The following is a 23,200-nucleotide window of genomic DNA, read 5'->3' as shown; positions in this document are numbered from 1 at the left end:
TTCCTTTATTCCTTTATTCCCATGCCCCATGCCCCATGCCCAATGCCCCATGCCCAATGCCCCATTCCCAATCAACCCGTATTTCTCATCCCAGCAGCAATACCATTAATAGTTAACAATGCCCCTCGCAGTAACTCGCCTTTGCTGTAACGAGAGTGGATGACTCCAGAAATAGCACTAGTATTTTGGGACTGTCGTAGGCGCTTGAGTAGTGAAACTTGAATAAATCCCAAAGGTACAATTGTGCCATTGCGTAACTGCACAGATCGTTGCAATACAGGATCACCATCTAACAGTTGATTGTGATCGGTGATTTTTAACACCAAATTTCTTGTCAGATAGAACTCGCTGGCAATTTGATCAAAAACCTTGGCAAAACGAAGTTTATCTTCTGGTTTTGATAGCTCCTGGACGTAGTGATGTGCCATTTGCATATCTACTTTTGCCAAAGTCATCTCGGCCTTAGAAATCACCATCTTGAAGAAAGGCCACTTCACGTAAAAGTAACGTAGCAATTTCAAGTGTTCTTCTGGTTCTTCGTTCAAGAATTCTTGTAGAGCTGTGCCAACACCGTACCAGGAAGGCAGTAAAAAGCGAGTTTGTGTCCAGCTAAATACCCAAGGAATAGCTCGCAAACTACTTAAGTCTTTCTTACCAGATGGGCGGCGTGCTGGACGGGAACTGATTTGTAGTTGGCTAATTTCTTCAATGGGAGTTACTTCGTGGAAGAAGTCAACAAAATCAGGCTGTTCGTAGATTAAAGCACGATAATGTTGACGCGATCGCGCTGCTAATTCTTCCATAATCTCATTCCAGGGTTCAATATCATCAAACCCTGTCCGCAGCAAGCTAGCTTGAATCACAGCCGTGGTGATGGTTTCCATGTGGTATAATGCTAAGTCCAACAAGGAATATTTGGAAGCTAAAACTTCTCCTTGTTCAGTAATCTTGATTCGCCCATTGATACTATGACCCGGTTGGGCTAAAATCGCCTCGTAAGCAGGTCCCCCACCCCGTCCCACAGAACCGCCGCGTCCGTGGAAAATCCGCAAGCTTATATCGTAGTTTTCTGCTATTTGTTGCAGTGATTTTTGGGCTTTATGAATTTCCCAGTTGCTACTTAAAAAACCAGAGTCTTTGTTGCTGTCAGAATACCCCAGCATGACTTCTTGCAAGTTCGGGGTGAGAGGCGAGGAAGAGGAAGCAGGCGAAGATGAATTTTCATTGGCATCCTCTGGTTTTGTCTGTTCGTAGCCTCCGGCTAACAAAGCGCGATATAACGGGAGTTCAAAGAGTTTCCGCATGACGCTTCTGGAGCGTTGTAAGTCTTCTACCGTTTCAAATAGGGGGACAACTTGAATAGTTCCGACAGCAATGGCGGGATCAAAAAGTCTGGCTTCTTTGGCTAACAGTAGTACTTCCAGCACGTCGCTGACGTCGCGGCACATGCTGATAATGTAAGTTTGACAGATGTTAAAACCAAATTCTTGTTGCAGCGATCGCACGACGCGAAAAGTCTCAATTACATCGTTGGTTTTTTCCGAAAATGGCAATTCTGCCGGAATTAATGGCCGACGGGTTTGCAGTTCTCCTGTGAGCCAAGCGACTCTTTGTTCCTCAGAGAGTTCGTTGTAAGGTTGAGATAATATTTGCAGGTATTCTAGGATCTCATTGAGCGCATCGGCGTGGCGGGATGATTCTTGACGAATATCTAACTGTGTCAAGTTAAAACCAAAAATTTCTACCTGACAGATCAGATTTTCTAATTCTCGACAGCTTAAACCTGTTTCTGTTAAGTTGCGCTCAATCATCCGCAGTTCTGCTAAAAAATCGTCTCCCGAAAGATATAGGGGGCTATCTTGATTTTTTGGCGTTTCCCGATTATATAAAGCTAGATTGCGATCGCGAGTATTTTCTAGCCGTTTCAGCACATAAGCCAGTTTCAGCCGATAGGGTTCTTGTCGATAACGCAGCGCCAGTGCGTCGTATACCTCACTCAACTGTGACTGATCCAACTCTAGAGATTCTAGTAAGTCTGGTAAAACATCACTCCAATGCATCGATACACTCAACAATTCAATCAGATTTTTCACTGACTGAATATATCTCCCCAGCACCATTTTGCGCTGATAGCAAGCTGTCTGCCAGGTAATTTCGGGTGTAACTGATGGGTTTCCATCCCTGTCTGAGCCTACCCAGGAACCGAAGGAGCAAAAGTTTTTACTCGGTGGTTCTAGCCAAGGAAAGGTATTGGATAAGGTGTGTTTGAAACGTTTATACAGTTGGGGAATGCCATCAAATAAAACTTCTTGGAAGTAGTGCAGGGCATAATCTACTTCATCCAGCACTGTGGGTTTGAACTGGTGAAGTTCGTCGGTGCGCCACCACAGGCGAATTTCTTCGAGCAATTGTTCACGGACATCTGCTGCTTCCCAAGGATATGCTCCTGGTGTACTACCAGAGTGGTTTTCCAAGGCATCCAGTTTTTGTAATAGTTGTACTACCTGTCGCTGCTTATCCCGGATGGTATGACGCACAATTTCCGTCGGGTGCGCTGTGAAAACTAAGCGCACATCCAGATGTGCAATTAGACGTTGAATTTGCTGGGGTGGTACATTCAGTTTGAATAAATAGGGAAACAAGGCAGCGAAAGTACCTTTTGGTTTGACTGGCGCTTTTTCTACATAACTCTTTCTCAGGAAGTCTGCTGCTATTCCCCTGCTAACAGGGGCGTCATCTTCTCTTTGATTGGAGGAATAGTTGACATTGGATGGTGTTTCTGGCTCTGTAGCTTCTGTTTCTGCCTCATAGCGACTCAATTGCTGCCGTTGTTCATATTCCTGCTCGATGATGTTAATCAACTGAAAATACAGAGCGAAAGCACGAGCCGCCCGAATTGCTTCGTTGATATTTAGTTGTTCAATCAATTTGACGGCTGAGGATGCTTGATCGTTTGTTGCTTGTCCTTCTGGTGAACATAAATCGCGCAACTGCCCCAACAAATCTACCATATTTTGACCGCATTCTTGCCGGAGAACTGACTCCCACAATTCTTCCACTACCTGAAGACGATGACGCAAAAATAATTCCGACACCGGGTATATATCCGCAGTTTGAGACGAAGAGTATAAAAGGGAACCCATATTCTCTATTCTTGTAAAGCTAATTACTGTTTACGGTTCTAGGCTTTGCACTTAATGCTCACCGGGTTGTTCCTGAGCAAATAATTATTTGGTGTATATATTTTCATCTGGATTAGTTTCGTGTTCATCTGGGAAGTCGAGGTTGGGTAGGCGATCGCCTCGAAATAATTCTTCACTGGCTTCCCCTATGGCTTCTAATGCTCTGACTGTAGTTTTTCCGGTAATGAGCAATAGTAATATAGACGCTGTACCTATTTGTAAAAGGAAAGACTGGGGAATGGTAAATAAATCCAGATTGGATGCGGGTTTAGGTGAAAGCTGTTGTTTGGTAGGAGACATTGCTAATTTTTGGTTATGGGAATTGTGAGTAAAAGGGAGACGCGATTGATCGCGTCTGTTAGGAGAGACGCGATCAATCGCGTCTGTACAAGAGTTAGGAGTAGAGAGGCGAGGAACATCGCGTCTGTACAGGAGTTAGGATGACTCCAACTATCATAAATGAGATAAGCTTGTTGTTGTTTTGCCCATTAGGGGCGTTAGCGCAGTGCGACGCGAATCCAGCTTTAGCTTTATAAGGACAAGTCATCAGCCCGTCATATAGAATTATTCTGACTCTTGGCTCTTGTACAGACGCGATGTTCCTCGCGTCTCCTAACTCCTAACTTCTGATTTCTGACTCCCTATTAGTAAAATAAACGCAAAACTCAACATTAGTCAGACTTGCAACCTATACAACACTATCTTGTCCGATTTTGTGAGCTACGAAGGTAACAAAATTGTTAAAAAAAAACCGTCAGAGTGTGATAGACCTATGGTTCTAGTTTACAAGTGCAGGCACTATCCCCCAACGATCGCTTTCTGTAAATTTAAATTCCGATGAAAATATTATTACCAGATCGCCAGCAATCCTTATTGCAATGGGTAAGCCAAGCAACAGGGATCAACACTTTCGGAGTGAAAGTCCGGTTGCGGGGAAATGACCTTCATATTCTTTGTGAAGGTACAGAATGTCCGCAGCGTTGGCGCACTTTGTCTGACTTGCTGCAAGCATTACAGCAAACTGACTTGGATATCCTCACAAGCAAGGAAGAACCCTCAATATATCAAGTATTTGTCTATGGCCGGAGAAAAGGGGAACAGCGCCCCAAATGGTGTCATCGGGTTTACTTGAATCAAATAGATAAGCATTTGGAGCAGGTGCAGCAAGCGCTGCTAGCAGAGTCAGAAAAATCAAAACAATCTGCTGGGGCGCTGATTGTCTCTAACGAAAGTTTGGCACGCCAAGGGAACCCAGAGGCGATCGCTAGATATCTCAGCGAAACTCTGAGTATGTTAGGTGTATCGGTACAAGCAAAGATTAAGCTATATAAGCCAAAGAACTCTCAACCGGAAGAAAATCGCCTGTGGATATTTTGCCAGTCGAGTTATAGCCCTGATGCATCATTGCTGGCTGAACCAATAGCACAGAAGTTGCGTGATCTCAAGCTTTCCGGCTACCAAGATGCAGTAATTGTTTCCCAGGTGATCGGCGAAACTGCCCCTGATTGGCTGCTGCGGGTGGATTTGACCCCACCAGAGGTAATGCTGAAGGAGTGGGCGCGTTGGGGTGATATCCAAGCGATCGCGCGACTATTAACTGAGGTATTGTCAGAGTTAAAAGTTGCTGTCCAAGTTTCTCTGAAAGAATCAACGCTACATATTTTTTGTACTCCAGCTTTTGATCCCTTGGGAATTGCCCCAATCCCCGACAAAGTAGTATGCTTAGAGGCGATTTTACCCCAGCTAGAAGCGATCGCACCTCAAGGCATTCTCGCCGCCACCGTCTACGGACAAAAAGCCGGTGACAACCAACCAACTTGGATTGATTGGCTAGCTTTACCCGCGACAAAGTATCCCGCCTTTGCCACATCACCGCTAGATTTGGCGAATAGTGGCGATCAACCGGCGATCGTATTTTTACTGGAGCGGTTACTCAATCCTGATTTGGATTGGCGGCTATTGACAGGTGGAATTCGCGTACTCCTGCTCGCCAAAAATGATTTATTACACATCATGTGTGATGCACCTGTTTGTCCAGGGCGTGAACAAGTAGCAAACAAAATTACCCAGTTTATCCGCCAGTTAAAGATTCCTGGTATAATGGGGATACGTGTTTACGGGCGTCGCGCTGGGAATAAAGAACCTTTTTGGCACTACGGACTTGATCTTGAGCATCGCCAGCGTTTAGTCCCCGAAGCAACTCCAGAATTTGCAGCCACTTCTGAATACGTCAACGATCTAGTAACCTCTGAAACTAACGAACCAATTTTGCGCCCCGATTTAACGACAGAAGACGTTCAAACTTTTGTGACAGAAGTAGCGCGAGGTTGGATAGTAACAGCGAGTACAACAGCGAAAAAATTCCTGTTGACAAGCCAGCTATTTACCGAAAGCCACAAGTCAGCCGAGACAAACCCTGATGCTCAAGGACTTAAGGTGGTTCTGGTTTGGGGAACACTAGGATTATTACTCACCCTCCAAACTGATTGGGTGTTAGGTCAAATCATCGCACACACTACGCCCACCAATATCTCACCCCCATCATCATCTGGGCAAAAGGCATCTTTGACATCTGGGAAAAATCAGAGTCAGAAAACGACATTTTTTACCAGCACTTCCAAGACAAAATCTCCTCCAAATCAGAGTTCTGTATTTAATGCTTCGGAATTTACCCAAAGTGATAATATCCCGATCAAGAATTTGGCAGCCGCACCACTGAAGGAAAAAGCAACCGCTACTGCTATTCTTTTAGCAGCGCGATCGCAGCTGCCAAGTTTCAATGTCAGGCAGTTAGACGAGCAACTAGCACTGTATAAACAGCGTTTGGCTAGAACTGGTAGTCCCCCAGATGTGTTGATTATTGGCTCCTCTCGCGCTCTCAGGGGAGTTGATCCCGCAGCACTTTCTAAAGCTTTAGCGAGTCAGGGCTATCCAAATCTTGGCGTGTTTAACTTTGGGATCAACGGTGCTACTGCACAAGTTGTAGACTTTGTAATTCGCCAGGTACTGGAACCATCAGAACTACCTAAAATAATTATCTGGGCAGATGGTGCCCGTGCTTTCAACGGTGGACGTGAGGATATTACCTTTAAATCGATCGCTGCATCAGCTGGTTATAAACAAGCATTCCAAAAAACACCAACAATTGCAAATAGTAATGATTTGCCACAAAATCCAGTAAATCCGCCAGAAGAAAAGACAAACAAAGAAAAACCAGAGATTAGTATCTATGAAGCTGTCAATCAGTCGTTAAATCAGGCTCTAGCATCTGTTTCTGCTAGCTATCAAAACCGCGATCAAATTAAAAGTTTACTGCAAAAACAACTGCTTATACCTGGTCCTAATCAGACAGTTGCATCAGAAAAACAGCTAACAGATGGTACTTCAGATGAGAGTATTTCCCAACAAGCAGTTGACTTTGATGGCTTTCTACCTTTGTCTATTCGCTTTAATCCCGCTAGATACTATCAAAAACATTCTAGAGTTCCCGGAAATTACGACAACGACTATAAATCTTTCCAAATAGAAGGACAGCAAGATGCTGCCACTCAAGAAGTGCTTCAGTTTGCCCAGTCTCATAAAATTTCCTTAGTGTTTGTCAATATGCCTCTGACGGGAGATTATTTAGATCCAGTGCGTAGACAATATGAGCAAGAATTTCAGCAATATATGTTGCATTTGGCTACTAGTCGCAACTTTATTTATCGTGATTTGAGCCAACAGTGGATAAAATCAAATGACTACTTTTCTGATCCTAGCCACCTCAACCGCTTTGGAGCATACGAAGTCTCGAAAAAGCTGGCGAATGATCCGATGATTCCTTGGCCAGTGAAATAGCGGAGTGGGGGAGCAAGAATTTTAGATTTTAGATTTTGGATTTTAGATTGAAATTTAATCCAAAATTTAAAATCAAAAATCCAAAATTGAATTGCCCAATGACAAATGACAAATGACAAATGACTAAAAAATGAACTTTATATCAATTTTCTATGGGCTGTTCTTGTTGAGTGTGTTAGGAATTTACTGGTCTTTAGCACAACAGAAATTGCGATTGTGGACGCTGCTAATTGCCAGTTTGGTTTTCTACGCATCTTTGCAGATCCAGTACATACCATTACTATTAGCATTGACATTTATTAATTTCCGTGTGGGGCTGGAGATTGGAAACAATACATCACCAGGAAAACATTCTGGTGACTGGCGAATTTCTAACGAAGAGTGGCAATTTGCCCAAGGTGACTGGAATCTTCGCCGTCTAAAACTTTTATGGCTGGGTATAACTCTAAATGTTTTACTGTTATTAGGTTTTAAGTATTGCACCCCTTTATTCAAGTTTGTTTTTCATATACAAACAAACTCACCAGATAGCTCTTTTAAATTGATTGCACCCTTGGGAATTTCATTTTTTACCTTTGAATGCATTGCCTATTTAATAGATGTCTATCGCGGTGCCCCTGCGACTGAGCAGTTTCTCAAATTTGCCACCTACAAATTATTCTTCGCTAAACTGATTTCCGGCCCGATTACGCGCTATCACAACTTAGCAAATCAATTCAATACACTAGACTTCCCCAGTAGCGATAGAGTCGCTGAAGCGCTGTGGTTGATTGCTAGGGGCGCAGTCAAAAAAGGTATTTTTGCAGACCACTTGGGAATTTTTGTTGATTTATGTTTTGGTAATTTGCAACGGGCGGGTAGTACCGATCTCTGGTTAGCGACATTTGCCTACGGGTTGCAGTTATATCTAGATTTCAATGGTTACGTAGACATTGCCCGTGGTAGTGCTATGCTTTTCGGCTTGGTTCTACCTGAGAATTTCGACTTTCCCTATTTCAGCACCAATATTGCCCAATTTTGGCGGCGTTGGCATATAACTCTCGGAGATTGGTTACGTAACTATATCTACTTTCCTTTGGGTGGTTCCCGTCGGGGTTTAGTCCGTACCTGCTGGAATTTACTTACTATAATGCTAATCGCTGGTATTTGGCACGGTGCTGCTTTGGGTTATGTCGTTTGGGGCATATTCCACGGGTTAGCCTTGGTGGTTCATCGACTTACAGATGCGATGAGCGATCGCTTTGAAAGTTTAGAAGAATTCTGGCAAAATCCTCTGGGTATCTTTGTCGCTTGGTTATTGACGCAACTGATGGTTTTTACCTCTTGGATTTGGTTCCGCCTACCTAATCTCCAAGACTCTTCTTTGGTAATTCGGCATCTTTGGGGTTATCCTGCTGACGCCCAGTTTGCCGAAAAGGTCTATGTGGAAGCCTTAAATATGAGCCAATATCAACTCACTTGGGTACTTCTAGCGATCGCTGCCCTTATGGCTGTAGTCTATGCCTTCAACCGAATTCTGAAGTTAGAGTTGAACTGGCCTCTTAAGCTTGTCTTCGCCCCTCTATGCTTCTACGCTGTTTGGTTATTAGCTCCTGAAGGCAGTTTACCTTACATCTACTTTGATTTTTAAAATTCCACAACCCAGAAAAATTAACTCAAACATTAGACAATAGCAAGTTGAATATTCCCTTTCGCGATCCAAAAATTTCGCGTCTAAAATTTTCACTGATAATCCTTAACGACGACAATTGAAAGATAAATAAGGGTATAAGCAAGTTGTTAAGTTGCCTATACCCTCAGATAAACATATTAGGTTTTTGCAGTAGTCTATAAGTCTAAGTTAGTGCCTGAGCAACTACTGCCGAAAGTGACTCATTTGCTGCTTGCTTCAACAATTCGGCTTTATCGGTCTGTTCCCAAGGTAAGTCTAAATCAGTCCGCCCAAAATGACCGTAAGCCGCGACGTCCTGATAAAAACGTCCGCCTCGTTCACTTGGTAAGTTGCGTAAGTTGAAGGTATGGATAATCCCCGCCGGACGCAGTTCAAAGTGCTGGTTGATTAATTCCAGCAAGGTTTCTTCATCTACTTTGCCAGTGCCAAAGGTATCCACCAGAATGCTTGTTGGTCGCGCTACACCAATAGCATAGGATAGCTGGATTTCAACTTTGTCTGCTAACCCGGCGGCGACAATATTTTTCGCCACATAGCGAGCTGCATAGGCAGCAGAACGGTCTACCTTCGTGGGGTCTTTGCCGGAAAAAGCGCCGCCACCATGCCGTGAATAACCACCGTAGGTGTCAACGATTATTTTCCGTCCTGTCAGACCAGAGTCTCCCTGAGGACCGCCAACGACAAATTTGCCAGTGGGGTTGACTAAAAAACGTGTTTCCTCATTCGGCTTAATGTCAATATCGCCAAAAACAGGTTCGACTACTGCTGACCAGAGGTCTTGTTTAATCTTGGCTTGTACCGCTGCCTCATTTGTGATTTCCCCAATAGTGGCTGTATGCTGGGTGGAAATCAGGATAGTATCAATGCCTACTGGGCGTCCGTCTTCGTAGACCACAGTTACTTGGGTTTTGCCGTCAGGACGCAGGTATGGTAGTTCACCAGTTTTGCGGACTGCTGCCAATCGGCGAGCAATGCGGTGAGCAAGACTGATGGGTAAGGGCATCAGTTCTGGTGTTTCGTTGCTGGCAAAGCCGAACATTATACCTTGATCTCCGGCGCCAATTTTGTCGAATAGTTCATCACTATCTTGCTGGCGGCTTTCCTGGGCGGTGTTAACGCCTTGGGCAATATCGGGTGATTGTTCGTCTAAAGCCAATAGAACGCTGGTGCTGTTAGCAGAAAAGCCATTATCAGCATTGGTATAGCCAATTTCGGCAATTTTTTTCCGAGCGAGATTGACGAAATTCACATTGGCTTTGGTGGTTATTTCACCAGTGATTAGCACCAAACCAGTGTTAACTACTACTTCAGCGGCGACACGGCTACTGGGGTCTTGTGTCAGTAAGGCATCCAGAATGGTATCAGAAATCTGATCGCAGATTTTATCTGGATGACCTTCGGTGACTGACTCGGAGGTAAATAGATATCGACGAGACAAAGGAAATTCCTCCTGACTTGAGTTTTTTTGCTGACTAAATGTGGTATTTAGTTCAACTACCTAATTTATGAAATCATAACAATATTTATACTTCAGTAGTTAGTATCTTCTTGATATTGATAAAAACCACTAATTATCAGGTAAGTATCTGTAAAGAAGATAAATGTATGCTAATTATTTTCTAGCTAAGATGTATTTAATAACACAAAAAAAGGGGGACACCCAGAAGCGCCCCCACAAACTTTGATATAAACACTGCTGCTTTTAAACCTGAACTGCTAACTTTGCTTCGGTAGCTGTCAGCCGTTCATAAGCAGCACGCATTTTCAAACCTGTAAGCACTTGGAAGAAACCAGTTCCATTATTGGAACCTGGATACTCGCGGTGCTGGAGTAACAAGTGAGTTAATTCACCTTGATATTTGGTGGATGTATTGCTAAGATGGGTTTCGATATAAATTACTTCTTCCAAGTTGTCAAATTGACCATCCACCTCTAGTACTGAGACATAGCGACCGTAGTATACATCTGAACCATAGTATAGTTGCATACCAGGATAAGAACAGGTCAGCTTGCGTCCACAGGGAGTCCAATTAATTGTTGAGCCTTCATCAAACAGGTAGGTTGGCTCAAAGCCTTCCTTATCTTCCCGTTGCAGCATACGTACCCTTAAGACTCGGCGCTCCGTGTCGTTTTTGATCAAGTTGGTAGGTAATACCTGGAGAACTACATCGGCAAATTCTCTTTGTGGTTCGATAAACTTATCAAAGTCAGGTTTGCGGGAATTGATTTGCGCTAAGACATCTTCGTAGCGATGACCACGTTCAGCCATATCTCGCTGAATTTTCCAGGCAATTTTGACTTCATCGCTAATGTCAAAATAAACACTGAAGTCGATTAGCGATCGCACCCGCTCATCATACAAAGGATGCAGCCCTTCAATAACTATAATCCGATTCGGCTCCACTCGCTCTGGCGGATCAAGCAAGCCGGTTTCGTGGTTGTAAATCGGCTTATTAATACCTTGACCATTTTTGAGCGCTTTAATTTGCTCATACATCAGGTCAAAATTGTTCGCTCTGGGGTCTAGTGCCGTTATCCCGGTTTCTTTGCGTTGTTTGCGATCGAGCGAGTGATAGTCATCCAAGCAGATGACTGTCATTAAATCTTCACCAAACAAATCTATCAAACGACGCAAAAACGTAGATTTCCCGCACCCAGAGTCTCCGGCTACTCCAATCAGTACCACGCGTTCCGGCTTATTTGTCATAAATCTCCTCTAAAATACTAAAGTTGTCTCAATAATTTTTCACACAGCAGATTCTGAAGCCAGGAGTTTACCCCTTTGGTTTATCCTGCGTTCTTGCTACCTAGCACTGCTATAACACACCAAACGGGTAGACAACAAAGTAATAAGCTGCTACTCGTCAGACTAGCCTGAATGTTTGTGCCGGTAAGTATTTAATCCTAGTGGTATATTTGATTTTAACAGAAGGGGGTATCCCATACAAGATTTGCCCTCAAGAAGAATTAGCGTGGTTCATCAATGATTTTGTTGATTTAGTTGTTAATTTAAAAATGGGGATCAGCATCGCCATAAGCGTTGCAGTGCTGTCAGTCTGCTAGTTGTGACTCTATATAATCAAGTCTATAAGGTAGAATTTATTCTGGCAGCGAACTCTTTAGCCTTCCTAAATTGTAATTCCGGCTCGACAATGTTTCCGATATTCAAAGCTAAAATCTATCCAACGAATGAGTCAACAACTTGCATTGGTCAAATTATTGGCTATGAACTACCTACACCGACCTTGCAGTACATTGTAGGACATTGTAGGCTTCGCAATTCACGGGGGAAAGCCTGGGTCGTCAGAGATTTTTTACGTCAGTCGTGACTTTGGTCTTACATCCCCTCCAAGGGCAGAAGTGCTAGTTCCAAACGCCTATAATTGCAGTCGTTCATTTCTAATAAATTATCGCAGCATTTATGTCTCTATCATGCTGTCTCTGGGAGTGGGGACAATCTACAAATCTTACACCCAATGAATCATAACCATTCTGTAGCATCGGGATGGGTTCTAGGGTATCGCTACAAAGTTGAGATGATGGGAAGAAACGACCTATTTCTTGATAGGTGTGTCCAAATTTCTCAGCTTTGTATTTAAGCATAGTTAAAAACATCCCCCAACCTTTGTCACTTATAGCTTTTGCTAATCTCCCTAATCGGGGTAGTAGTTAACGAAAAAAAGATTAAATTGACTCATTATTAACATTCTCTACAAGACTTATCCTTTACCTTAGAAGGTGAACAGGTGTGTTTTTTGCTATGCCTGCATATCTTTGGTGAGTGTACTTAGCAAGGCATTAATTTAATGATGCCGTTTTTCCTTCAGGCCAGTTTTGTGAAACGAAAATCCGGTAAACTAAAGCTGGCAAGGTAGGGAATAGTTTTTTTTTGAAAAACGGTTAAGTAAATTATCGGAGTGGTAGAACGAATGTACAATCAAGGTGCTGTTGAGGGTGCTGCCAACACAGAATTAGGTAGCCGCGTCTTCGTGTATGAAGTGGTGGGTTTGCGTCAGGGCGAAGAAACTGATCAAACTAACTACCCAATTCGTAAAAGTGGCAGTGTGTTCATCAGAGTGCCTTATAACCGCATGAATCAAGAAATGCGACGTATCACTCGTCTAGGCGGCACAATTGTTAGCATCCAGCCCGTAACTGCTCTAGAGCAAGTTAATGGTAAAGCCTCATTTGGGAATGCTACAAGCGTTGTCAGCGAGTTAGCGACATCTGGGGAAACTGCTAACAGTGAAGGGAATGGTAAAGCCACACCTGTAAATGCTCATAGTGAAGACGAAGACTTCGCTAAATCACCAGCTGAAGAACAGCTCAAGAACAAGGACAAGAAAGGCAACACCATGACTCAAGCGAAAGCCAAAAAAGACCACGGTGACGTTCCTGTAAACACTTACCGTCCCAATGCTCCGTTTATTGGCAAGGTAATATCTAATGAACCGCTAGTCAAAGAAGGTGGTATTGGTATTGTTCAACACCTCAAATTTGACATTTCCGCCGGGGATTTGAAATATATAGAAGGTCAAAGTATTGGGATTATTCCACCAGGATTAGACAAGAACGGCAAGCCGGAAAAACTCAGACTATATTCCATTGCCTCAACTCGTCATGGCGATGATGTAGATGATAAGACAGTATCACTGTGCGTCCGCCAGCTGGAGTACAAGCACCCGGAAACTGGCGAAACAGTCTACGGTGTTTGCTCTACACACCTGTGTTTCCTGGAACCAGGGGCAGACATAAAAATTACCGGGCCTGTGGGTAAGGAAATGTTGTTACCCCAAGACCCTGATGCTAATGTCATCATGTTGGCAACCGGAACAGGTATTGCCCCCATGCGGGCTTATCTGTGGCGTCAGTTTAAAGATGCGGAAAGAGCAGCTAACCCAGAATACGAATTTAAAGGATTCTCTTGGCTAATATTTGGCGTGCCGACAACTCCAAACCTCTTATATAAGGAAGAACTGGAAGAAATTCAACAAAAATATCCTAATAACTTCCGCCTCACTGGTGCCATCAGCCGCGAACAGAAAAATCCCCAAGGCGGTAGAATGTATATCCAAGACCGGGTAGCGGAACATGCTGATGAATTGTGGCAGTTGATTAAAAATGAAAAAACTCACACCTACATCTGCGGTTTGCGCGGTATGGAAGAAGGTATTGATGCAGCCTTAACAACTGCTGCTGCTAAGGAAGGCGTAACTTGGAGTGATTACCAGAAGGAACTTAAGAAAGCTCATCGCTGGCACGTAGAAACTTACTAAGTGCTGAGTAGCGAGTGCTGAGTGATGAGTTTTGAGTTCTGAGTTATGAATCAGTAGGGTGAGCGGTGCTCACCCTACAATTGTTTTGTTATGAATATTATAAATAGCTGAGGAAAGAGTTCTAAGTTCTGAACGGTAAAGTACTAAATAGTTGTTACTACTCAGCACTCAGCACTCAGAACTCAGCACTTAAAAATGAATTGGGTGCAAAAATTGTGGGTGTGAAACTAGGAATACTGGGATTAGGCACCGTGGGGACGGGAACAGTGCAATTGTTGCAAGATATAACTGGGCGTCACCCATTGTTGCAAGAGATCGAAATCTATCGGGTGGGAGTGCGATCGCTCGATAAACCCCGTGCTGTAGAATTATCTACGGCAGTCTTAACTACAGATTTAGAATCAATTGTCAACGATCCGGCGGTGGATATAGTTGTGGAAGTGATGGGTGGATTGGAGCCGGCGCGATCGCTCATTCTCAAAGCTTTAAGTAATGGTAAGCACGTCGTCACCGCCAATAAAGCAGCGATCGCCCGCTTTGGGGCAGAAATTTTCACAACTGCCAATCAAGCAGGTGTATACGTCATGTTAGAAGCTGCTGTGGGTGGTGGTATTCCGGTGATTCAACCCCTGAAGCAGTCTTTAAGTGTTAACCGCATTCACACTATAACTGGCATCGTGAATGGTACAACGAACTACATCCTGACACGGATGCAAACAGAAGGTAGCAACTTCAGCGATGTTTTAGCTGATGCCCAGCGCCTCGGTTATGCTGAGGCTGACCCTACCGCCGATATCGATGGCTTAGACGCAGGGGATAAAATTGCCATCCTGGCATCATTAGGCTTTGGTGGACGCATCAACCTAGAAGATGTATATACTGAGGGCATTCGGCAAGTGAGCAAAACAGATATTGCCTACGCCGAAAAATTGGGATTTGTGATTAAATTGTTAGCGATCGCTAAACGTAATACTCCCTCATCTTTGCTCTCCGTCAGAGTTCATCCTACTTTAGTGCCTCAAGCACACCCTTTGGCTAGCATCAACGGCGTTTACAATGCCATTCTTGTGGAAGGAGAACCAATCGGGCAAGTAATGTTTTTCGGACCCGGTGCTGGTGCCGGTGCAACCGCCAGTGCTGTCACATCGGATATTTTGAATTTAGTTGCTGTTCTTAAAACCAATACAGCAGTTGCAAATCCATTATTAGCTTGTGGACATCAGGAATACTGCCAAATTGCGCCGATGGCAGAACTGATAACTCGGTTTTACGCCCGTTTCCTTACCAATGATCAACCGGGAGTTATCGGTAAATTGGGGACTTGCTTTGGTAACTATGGCGTTAGCTTAGAGTCAATTGTCCAAACTGGCTTTCAAGGGGAACTAGCAGAGATTGTGGTTGTTACCCATGATGTACGGGAAGGTAATTTTCGGCAAGCTTTAGCAGAAATTCGGAATTTGTCAGCGATCGAAAGCATTCCCAGTTTACTGCGTGTACTTTGAGATGAATGCAAAGTGCGATCGCTCTCAGATGTTCCCACAGGCTAGAATGCTTAGTTTTTTCAGATTTCTCTTTACGTCTACCCTTGCTAAACTAAATAACAAACTGCCGCGTTAAACGCGAGGGTAGCCCCATGACTGCAACCAATCCAGCTACTAGCATCACACTTCCAGACCATACGCAACTTCCAGACTCTGATGGAACATTCGTGAAAAATTTTCAGGAACATCCCCAAAGCATTCTAATAACGGAGTCTATTAAACCAGTATTGCAAAAACGTCATCCTGACGGGCAATATTGCATAGGTCAAGATAGTGGGATTTATTGGCGGATTACTGACCCACCAGAACGGGGTGCTGAAGCTCCTGACTGGTTCTATGTCCCCAATGTGCCGCCTACACTCAATGGGCAAATGCGCCGCTCTTATGTGCTTTGGCAAGAACACATTGCTCCATTAATTGTATTGGAATTTGTCTCTGGGGATGGTAGCGAGGAGCGAGACAAAACTCCTTGGAAGGGGAAATTTTGGATTTATGAGCAGGTAATTCATCCGGCTTTTTACGGCATTTATGAAGTGAATAAAGCCAGTGTGGAAGTTTATCACCTGATTGAAGGACAATATCAGCTGTTAGCAGTAAATGAACGGGGACATTATACTATTGCACCTTTGGGAGTTGAGTTAGGTATTTTGCAAGGAGTTTACCAGAATGCGGAATTACCTTGGTTGCGCTGGTGGGATTTGCAAGGTAATTTGTTGTTGAGTGGTGAAGAAAGAGCCGAACAGGAAAGCCAAAGAGCGGAATTAGAAAGTCAAAGAGCGGAATTAGAACGTCAAAGAGCCGATCGCTTAACTGCCCAATTGCGATCGCTCGGTGTTGAACCAGAAGCCTAATGGCAAGCTAAACTTAAAAACAACCCTTACTCCTGCAAAGGTAGTCTTATGACCTCTGCAACCGATCCATCCACCGCTCTCACTCCTTTCCCCGACCACACGTAGCTACCAGAGTCTAATGGTACTTTCGTGAAAAATTGGCAAGAGCGTCCCCAAAGCATCTTACTCACTGACTCAATTACACCTGTCCTCAAACAATTACATCCTGAAGGTCAATATTGTATAGGTCAGGACTTAGGTATTTACTGGCGCTTGACAGACCCCCTAGAAAAAGGTGCAGAAGCACCAGATTGGTTTTATGTAGGAAATGTACCGCCCTTGCTCGATGGACAAACGCGGAGGTCTTATGTACTCTGGCGAGAATTTATTGCCCCTTTGATTGCCTTGGAATTTGTCTCTGGAGATGGTAATGAGGAACGAGACAAAACCCCTTTCCAAGGGAAATTTTGGATTTATGAGCAAGTAATTCATCCGGCTTATTATGGCATTTATGAAGTGAATAAAGCCAGTGTAGAAGTTTATGAATTAATTGGTGGAAAATATCAGTTATTAACAGCAAATGAACGCGGACATTATCCGATTACCGCCTTGGGAGTTGAGTTAGGCTTATGGCAAGGAGAATATCAAAACGCCCAATTGCCCTGGTTGCGCTGGTGGGATTTGCAGGGTAATTTGTTATTGACTGGTGAGGAAAGAGCTGAACAGGAATCTCAACGGGCTGAACAGGAAAGACAAAGAGCCGATCGCTTGAGTGCCCAATTGCAATCGCTTGGCGTTGAACCAGAAGCTTAATATTTTGGAATGGGGTTAAAGGTGCGATCGCTAATTCTCTCATCAACTCTAACTTTCCTTATTTAGCTTAAATATTATCTCTCCAGAGTAATAGAAGAGTGTTAAAGCAGTTGGTGTACTCCGGCTGCTTTGGTTTTTATGACTGACTATAGGATGCTGGGGATGCTATCGCTGAATACATCATGGCGGCATCTCTAGGTCCAAAAAACATATCCGAAAAAATAGAGGCTTCAAAAAGCTTGCCATATAAGCTTTATAAGATTTATTCTCCCAGCGATTGTGCTTCTAACTAGTTTTCGCTAACCTCAGTACATAAGTTAAGAGGTAATCATATGACAGACCAGAAATTCAATTGCGTCTCGATTCAAAAAAAATGCATAGAACTTAATCCACTTCTGTACAAAGCAATTCAGATAATACAGGCTCCCTTCCTTCCAGTTAAAAGAAACCACCAATTCCTAACTCAAGGGCAAAATCTATTATTAGCAGGACTTAACTACGATTGGCAAATAATAGCTTACTGGATAATATGCCTACAAACAGACCAGCTAAATCCAAAAAAATCACCTTACAACCTTCAAGATTTTCAAGATCGTAAAACATATGGGCAAGTTTTAAATGCTCAACTTAACTTGTGCGCTGGTGTGCAAAAATTCAAATCCATCAATAAAATCTATCCATCACATTATGAAAGGTGGATAGGTTGTATGCAGGAAATTAGGAGATGGCGAGTTAATTCAATTATTGAATGTCCAACTATATCAGGAGAACAGCCAATATTAAAAACTCAGCAAATTCAAGGCATAAGAACATTTATAAAAGAGTTAAGAGAAAATAGCAAAGTTATGCTTCCATATCGAGAAGATACACAACATAATTACAACCTATTAAATACAGCTATAAAACTTGCTAATTCAGAAAATAGTTCTGCCGAAAGGGAATGTTTTAGACAGGAATATTGGAATCCATTCCTTGATGCTTACAGTATTTATGCTACAGATATTTACAACAATTCAAAATTAAAATCAGTGTTTCCTTGGAAAGATAGTTTAGCACATCAAGGTATAGGAAGATTTGCACCAAGAATAATACGATATGAAGAACAAATTGAACAAAAAATGAATCGGCAATTATCTAAAGGCGGAATTATTAAAGTAGAAAATGTATTGCTTGACAATGAAAACAAAGAGGGTATTCAAAGAGGTCAAGTGATGCTACTTGTCAATAAAGCAGGACAGTTTTGCGAATTTTATGATAATAAAAGGTATGCTATTGATGGAGAAATTGAGTTTAAAGATGATAATGGTAAGCCTTCTGGCAAACGCATTTATATACAGCTTAAATCAGGTGATTCCTACTTATCATTACGTCAAGACGGAAAACTTTCAGTTTTTATCAAAAAACGAGAACACCTTGAATATTGGAAACAACAACTTTATCCTGTATACCTGATAGTCCGTGATGGTAAGGGAAAAATTTATTGGAAAAATGTTACAGAATACCTTACAAAACACCCTAATAAAAAGACACATACTATTCTCTTCTCTGATGAAGATGAAATGACGCTTGAAGCAATACAAACTGTGAGATTGATTAGACTTTATTAATCTTATTTGCTTAGTAGTTTCTAGAATCAACTGACGACTGTTAAATGGAAGTCGAGGATAGGCTTTTACAGCAGATAGCCTCCGATCAAGCTTCTCTTTGCATCTACACTTGCTAAACTAATTTAAAATATCGAATAAAAGCAGCAAAAAACGACCACGAAATTATGGCTCAAATCTTAGTTGAAGATTTAGACCCCATTATTCTAGAAAAGCTAGAAACTCTTGCCAAACAACACGGTAGGTCTTTGCAAGAAGAATTAAAACACATCCTCCAACAAGCCGCAGAAACAGCGACACATTACCACACTAGCGGCGACATGGAACAAGCCAGAGAAGCTGTAGCACGCGCTCAAGTTAGATATACAGGAAAAACTTTCAGTGACAGTGCTGAACTGATCCGTGAGGATAGAGAACGGTGAGTCGCTATGTTTTAGATGCTAGTGTTGCATAAAATGGTTCGTGCCTGAAGTCCACTCTGATAAAGCTAGACGTTTGCTGACAAGTAGCTATACTTTTTTAGTTCCAGATTTTTTCTTCGCAGAAGTGGCAAATGTCTTGTGGAAACGAGTCCGTCGGGCTGAAGACACAGCCGATAATGCAAAACAAACTTTGGCAGATTTAAATACGATTCCTCTAGAAGTGTACTTATCTTGACCGTTAATGCCGCTTGCTTTAGATATTGCCATCCAGAGCGATCGCGCACTGTATGACAGTTTATACTTAGCGCTGGCTATTACACAAAAATGCCAAATGGTGACAGCAGATGAAAAATTTTACAATGCTCTGAAAACCAGTAGCTACGCAAAGAATCTTTTCTGGGTGGAGAATTTTTAGATAGCGATCGCCATTACCTAAATGTCTCACGATAAGCCGCTTTGCGTCTACTCTTGCTAAACTAAAAAACAACCCTTACTCCTGCAAAGGTAGCCTTATGACCTCTGCAACCGATCCATCCACCGCCCTCACACCGTTCCCAGACCATACGCAGCTACCAGAGTCTGATGGTACTTTCGTGAAAAACTTTCAGGAACATCCCCAAAGCATTCTCCTAACTGACTCAATTAAACCGATATTGCAAAAACGTCATCCTGATGGGCAATACTGTATTGGTCAAGATAGCGGTATCTACTGGCGGATGACTGACCCGCCAGAAAAAGGTGCAGAAGCACCAGACTGGTTTTATGTAGGGAATGTACCACCTACTCTGAATGGAGAAACGCGTAGGTCTTATGTACTATGGCGAGAGTTTATTGCCCCTTTGATTGCATTAGAATTTGTTTCTGGAGATGGTAGTCAGGAGCGAGATAAAACACCTTGGAAGGGGAAATTTTGGATTTATGAGCAGGTGATTCGTCCTCCCTTCTACGGTATTTATGAAGTGAATAAAGCCAGCGTGGAAGTTTATGAATTAATTGGTGGACAATATCAGTTATTAACAGCAAATGAACGTGGGCATTATCCTATACATCCTTTAGAGGTTGAGTTAGGTCTCTGGCAGGGGCAATATCACAATATGGAATTACCCTGGCTACGCTGGTGGGATTCGCAAGGTAATTTGTTGTTGACTGGTGAGGAAAGAGCCGAACAGGAACGTCAAAGAAATGAGCGCCTAGTTGCTCAATTGCGATCGCTCGGCGTTGAACCAGAAGCATAATCTTGACCAAAAATAAACTATTTATTCACATCTAGCAACCGCGAAGTTTGTAACCGACTCATCCACTTCTCTAAATAAACTCGATTACCTTTCTCCTCATTTGGATCTTTAGTATCCAAAGGATAAGGCATCAGTCCCAAAATCGTTGCTGTCGTCACGCAAAACATCGATTTTTGGAAACTTATGCAAATTTGGACTCGCAAATCATCTTCACCCCGAAGACTGCGACGATAAATTTCGTGCAAATACTCTGGAAGATAATGACGCATATCCTGCATCAATAAGGTGGGAGGAATACCCGCACCACCGATAGGCAAAGGATCGGCATACAATGCGCCATATTGAAATCGAGTTTGATCTGGGGGAATTTGATATCCTTGGGCGTTGTATGAAACTGTACCGTGGAAGGGAGTTCCTCGGAAGAATACTGCTTCTACATAAGGTATGGCTGTATCTGCTAAGAAGGTCAAACCAACGCTTTTGGGAATGATTTCATACACTTCATCCCGAATTTTGACGGCGTAGGTAATTGGGTTTGACGCATTTGCCACTAACGCTGTTTTAATGTGGTCTACAACTTGGGGAATCGATTTGATTTCGCCTTGGTCGTAGCGGTCTGATAAGCTGAGGAACATATCAGCCATTACTCGCCAGAATTGACCTAAACCGGTGTAGTAAGCAGAGACGCGCAAGTGTTCTGTTAAGAAATCTGGAAACAGTTGGTTAATACCTGGGATTAAGGGATTATTTTTAAATTTTGCAGCGATAACGGCTTGCGCTCTTTCTTTAAATTCTTTTGTATCTAAATACGTATCTAGTCCGCCGCCACCGTGCCACATCATGGCTTTCAGGCAATACTCGGCATATTCAAAATTAATTCGGTTATGCCACCAGTGACGGAGTAATTTCTGAAAATAAACCTCTCCATTAAAGTATTTAAAAAATGGAAAAAATACTAAAAATTGATGCTCGGCAATATAGTTAAGATTTGTTGAGTAGGCATCTAAAACTACGCCATAGCTTTTCAGAATGCCAACAACTTCCAGGACATTTTCTGGATTATCGGGAAGTAATGCTTCTCCTTTTTGCAGACGTTCAATATACTCAGCTAAGGGATTGTGAGTAGCTTTTTTTTTAATAGTTACCATTGGCATCTCTCCAAAAAGTATAAGGATTGGGGCATTGGGCATTGGGTATTGAGCATTGGGCATTGGGCATTGGGAAATACTCTTCCCCAGTCCCCATTCCCCACTCCCTACTCCCTACTCCCCATTGCTTTATCCAAGGACACTGCTAATACTACGTTTTGGCTATTCACCATTGCTGTAATTGTTGGTTCAGTCCAGCGTGCTAACCAACCAGGTTGAATGCCGAGAATGACAATCAGCACAGCTAAAATTGCAGCTGGGGCGCGATCGCTCCAATACACACGCGGTAAGTTGGTAACTGATGCAGACAGGCGACCAAAAAAGGCGCGGTTGACGAGAATTAAGAAGTAAACGGCTGTTAAACCTGTACCAATCATGCACAGCAGGGTTTGTACTGGAAAAACTGGAAAACTCCCCCGATAAACTACGAATTCGGAAATAAACCCGATCATTCCCGGTATACCAGCACTGGCCATGACTCCGACAATCATCAAGCTACCGATTACTGGCATACCCCGTTCTGGGTTTAGCAATCCTTGGATGACTTCTAAATCACGGCTTCCGGCTTTTTTATACACAACCCCCACCAGTAAAAACAGCATTGCCGAAATCAAGCCGTGGCTAATCATTTGCATCACAGCACCCAAAACACTTAAAGGTGTAGCCGCCGCCGCCGCTAAAAGCACGTAACCCATGTGTCCAATGGAACTATAGGCCACCATTTTTTTCATATCGGTTTGAGCGATCGCGCAGGATGAACCATACAATACACTTACCACTGCCCAAGTCGCTAACCAAGGAGCCACATAAGCCCAAGCTTCTGGTAACAAATTCATACCAAATCGCAGTAAGCCGTAAGTTCCCAACTTCAACAGTACCCCAGCCAACAGCACGGAAATCGGTGTGGAAGCTTCAACGTGAGCATCTGGCAACCAAGTATGGAAGGGAACTAAGGGAATTTTAATCCCAAAACCGACCAAAATCCCCGCTAGCAGTAAAAGCTGTGTCGCTAAAGGTAAAGTCGTAGCGTTCAAGGTTGCTAGTGCAAAGTTAGAGGAACCACTCAGCCAAACCATGCCGAGGAAACTTGCTAAAATCAGGATTCCCGAAACTGCTGTATAAATGAGAAATTTTGTTGCAGCATAACCCCGTCTTGCGCCACCCCAAATGGCTATCAATAGATATAGCGGAATCAGTTCCAATTCGTAAAACAGGAAAAATAACAGTAAATCCTGTGCCATAAAGGCTCCTGTTACTCCAACACTTAATAATAGTATCAAAGAGTAATAAAATTTCGGACGCTGTAGGGATTCATCGCTGCTGTAGATAGCAATGCAAGTCAATAGTCCATTCATAACCAGCAATGGCAAAGATAAACCATCTATCCCAAGGTTATAGTTCAAGCCTAAAACCTCTACCCAAGGGAGAGACTCGGCAAACTGTTGAGTGATTTCCCCTGGATGGAACTGAATTGCTAATACGATTGTCCACAAGAAAGCGATACTGGCAAAGAGTAAAGCCACCCCACGGGCAAATTTCCCACTGATTCCAGAGGGCGAGAAACCAATTAAAGCTGCGCCGATTAACGGCACTAGAATTAAAACACTAAGCATAGAATTCAGATAAGGGGAGCAGGGGGA

The 23,200-nt window shown here is 43.1% G+C and carries 17 protein-coding genes and 1 pseudogene; 11 read left to right on the top strand and 7 right to left on the bottom strand.

Going from position 1 to position 23,200, the window contains the following annotated elements; translation table 11 throughout:
* Positions 1-71: 71 nt before the first annotated feature.
* Together ppc and V7K31_RS12610 are read right to left on the bottom strand one after the other, a co-directional pair.
* On the bottom strand, positions 72-3,143 hold the full coding sequence (gene ppc / locus V7K31_RS12615) for a phosphoenolpyruvate carboxylase (protein ID WP_335094680.1): 3,072 nt from the start codon (positions 3,141-3,143) through the stop codon (positions 72-74).
* Between the two features lie 84 nt (positions 3,144-3,227).
* Complete coding sequence (locus tag V7K31_RS12610) at positions 3,228-3,482, bottom strand: hypothetical protein (protein WP_335094679.1); 255 nt, start codon at positions 3,480-3,482, stop codon at positions 3,228-3,230.
* A gap of 537 nt (positions 3,483-4,019) precedes the next feature.
* On the opposite strand from V7K31_RS12610, the gene V7K31_RS12605 reads away from it, so the two are divergent.
* Complete coding sequence (locus V7K31_RS12605; protein WP_335094678.1) at positions 4,020-7,019, top strand: DUF1574 domain-containing protein; 3,000 nt, start codon at positions 4,020-4,022, stop codon at positions 7,017-7,019.
* Between the two features lie 130 nt (positions 7,020-7,149).
* Entirely contained in the window at positions 7,150-8,649 is a 1,500-nt protein-coding gene (locus V7K31_RS12600; RefSeq protein WP_335094677.1) for an MBOAT family O-acyltransferase, read from the top strand.
* A 205-nt stretch (positions 8,650-8,854) separates the two neighbouring features.
* Here V7K31_RS12600 and metK read toward each other — a convergent pair whose 3' ends face one another.
* The 3 genes from metK to V7K31_RS12585 form a co-directional block, all read right to left on the bottom strand.
* Positions 8,855-10,129, bottom strand: coding sequence for a methionine adenosyltransferase (gene metK, locus V7K31_RS12595; RefSeq protein WP_335094676.1), 1,275 nt, complete (start codon positions 10,127-10,129; stop codon positions 8,855-8,857).
* A gap of 264 nt (positions 10,130-10,393) precedes the next feature.
* The gene (locus tag V7K31_RS12590; protein ID WP_335094675.1) at positions 10,394-11,398 is read right to left on the bottom strand and encodes a phosphoribulokinase; all 1,005 of its coding nucleotides are present in this window, start codon (positions 11,396-11,398) and stop codon (positions 10,394-10,396) included.
* Between the two features lie 692 nt (positions 11,399-12,090).
* Positions 12,091-12,294, bottom strand: a complete 204-nt coding sequence (locus V7K31_RS12585) for a zinc ribbon domain-containing protein (protein ID WP_335094674.1) — start codon at positions 12,292-12,294, stop codon at positions 12,091-12,093.
* 326 nt (positions 12,295-12,620) lie between these two features.
* On the opposite strand from V7K31_RS12585, the gene petH reads away from it, so the two are divergent.
* From petH to V7K31_RS12540, 9 genes and pseudogenes are all read left to right on the top strand, one after another.
* Positions 12,621-13,967: a ferredoxin--NADP reductase gene (petH, locus tag V7K31_RS12580; RefSeq protein ID WP_335094749.1), complete on the top strand. Its 1,347-nt coding sequence runs from the start codon at positions 12,621-12,623 to the stop codon at positions 13,965-13,967.
* Between the two features lie 215 nt (positions 13,968-14,182).
* The gene (locus V7K31_RS12575) at positions 14,183-15,469 is read left to right on the top strand and encodes a homoserine dehydrogenase (protein WP_335094673.1); all 1,287 of its coding nucleotides are present in this window, start codon (positions 14,183-14,185) and stop codon (positions 15,467-15,469) included.
* Between the two features lie 131 nt (positions 15,470-15,600).
* Complete coding sequence (locus V7K31_RS12570) at positions 15,601-16,359, top strand: Uma2 family endonuclease (RefSeq protein ID WP_335094672.1); 759 nt, start codon at positions 15,601-15,603, stop codon at positions 16,357-16,359.
* A gap of 48 nt (positions 16,360-16,407) precedes the next feature.
* Positions 16,408-17,151 (top strand): annotated as a pseudogene (locus tag V7K31_RS12565) (Uma2 family endonuclease).
* Positions 17,152-17,483: 332 nt separating this feature from the next.
* Positions 17,484-18,758, top strand: a complete 1,275-nt coding sequence (locus V7K31_RS12560; RefSeq protein ID WP_335094671.1) for a DUF4365 domain-containing protein — start codon at positions 17,484-17,486, stop codon at positions 18,756-18,758.
* Between the two features lie 164 nt (positions 18,759-18,922).
* A complete protein-coding gene (locus V7K31_RS12555) occupies positions 18,923-19,177 on the top strand; it encodes a FitA-like ribbon-helix-helix domain-containing protein (protein ID WP_335094670.1) in 255 nt (84 codons plus the stop codon).
* 40 nt (positions 19,178-19,217) lie between these two features.
* Positions 19,218-19,412, top strand: a complete 195-nt coding sequence (locus V7K31_RS12550) for a type II toxin-antitoxin system VapC family toxin (protein WP_335094669.1) — start codon at positions 19,218-19,220, stop codon at positions 19,410-19,412.
* Between the two features lie 6 nt (positions 19,413-19,418).
* Positions 19,419-19,592, top strand: coding sequence for a type II toxin-antitoxin system VapC family toxin (locus tag V7K31_RS12545; protein ID WP_335094668.1), 174 nt, complete (start codon positions 19,419-19,421; stop codon positions 19,590-19,592).
* A gap of 97 nt (positions 19,593-19,689) precedes the next feature.
* The gene (locus V7K31_RS12540; RefSeq protein WP_335094667.1) at positions 19,690-20,412 is read left to right on the top strand and encodes a Uma2 family endonuclease; all 723 of its coding nucleotides are present in this window, start codon (positions 19,690-19,692) and stop codon (positions 20,410-20,412) included.
* A 17-nt stretch (positions 20,413-20,429) separates the two neighbouring features.
* On the opposite strand, the gene V7K31_RS12535 is transcribed toward V7K31_RS12540, so the two are convergent.
* Together V7K31_RS12535 and V7K31_RS12530 are read right to left on the bottom strand one after the other, a co-directional pair.
* Positions 20,430-21,560 (bottom strand): CO2 hydration protein, encoded by a 1,131-nt coding sequence (locus tag V7K31_RS12535; protein WP_335094666.1) that lies wholly within the window; start codon positions 21,558-21,560, stop codon positions 20,430-20,432.
* A gap of 107 nt (positions 21,561-21,667) precedes the next feature.
* On the bottom strand, positions 21,668-23,173 hold the full coding sequence (locus tag V7K31_RS12530) for an NADH-quinone oxidoreductase subunit M (protein WP_335094665.1): 1,506 nt from the start codon (positions 23,171-23,173) through the stop codon (positions 21,668-21,670).
* Positions 23,174-23,200 lie beyond the last annotated feature (27 nt).

This window comes from Nostoc sp. (assembly GCF_036917675.1).
Classification (GTDB): Bacteria; Cyanobacteriota; Cyanobacteriia; order Cyanobacteriales; family Nostocaceae; genus Nostoc.
Note: the sequence above shows the minus strand (reverse complement) of the source record. Positions and strands in the feature narration are given on the sequence as shown.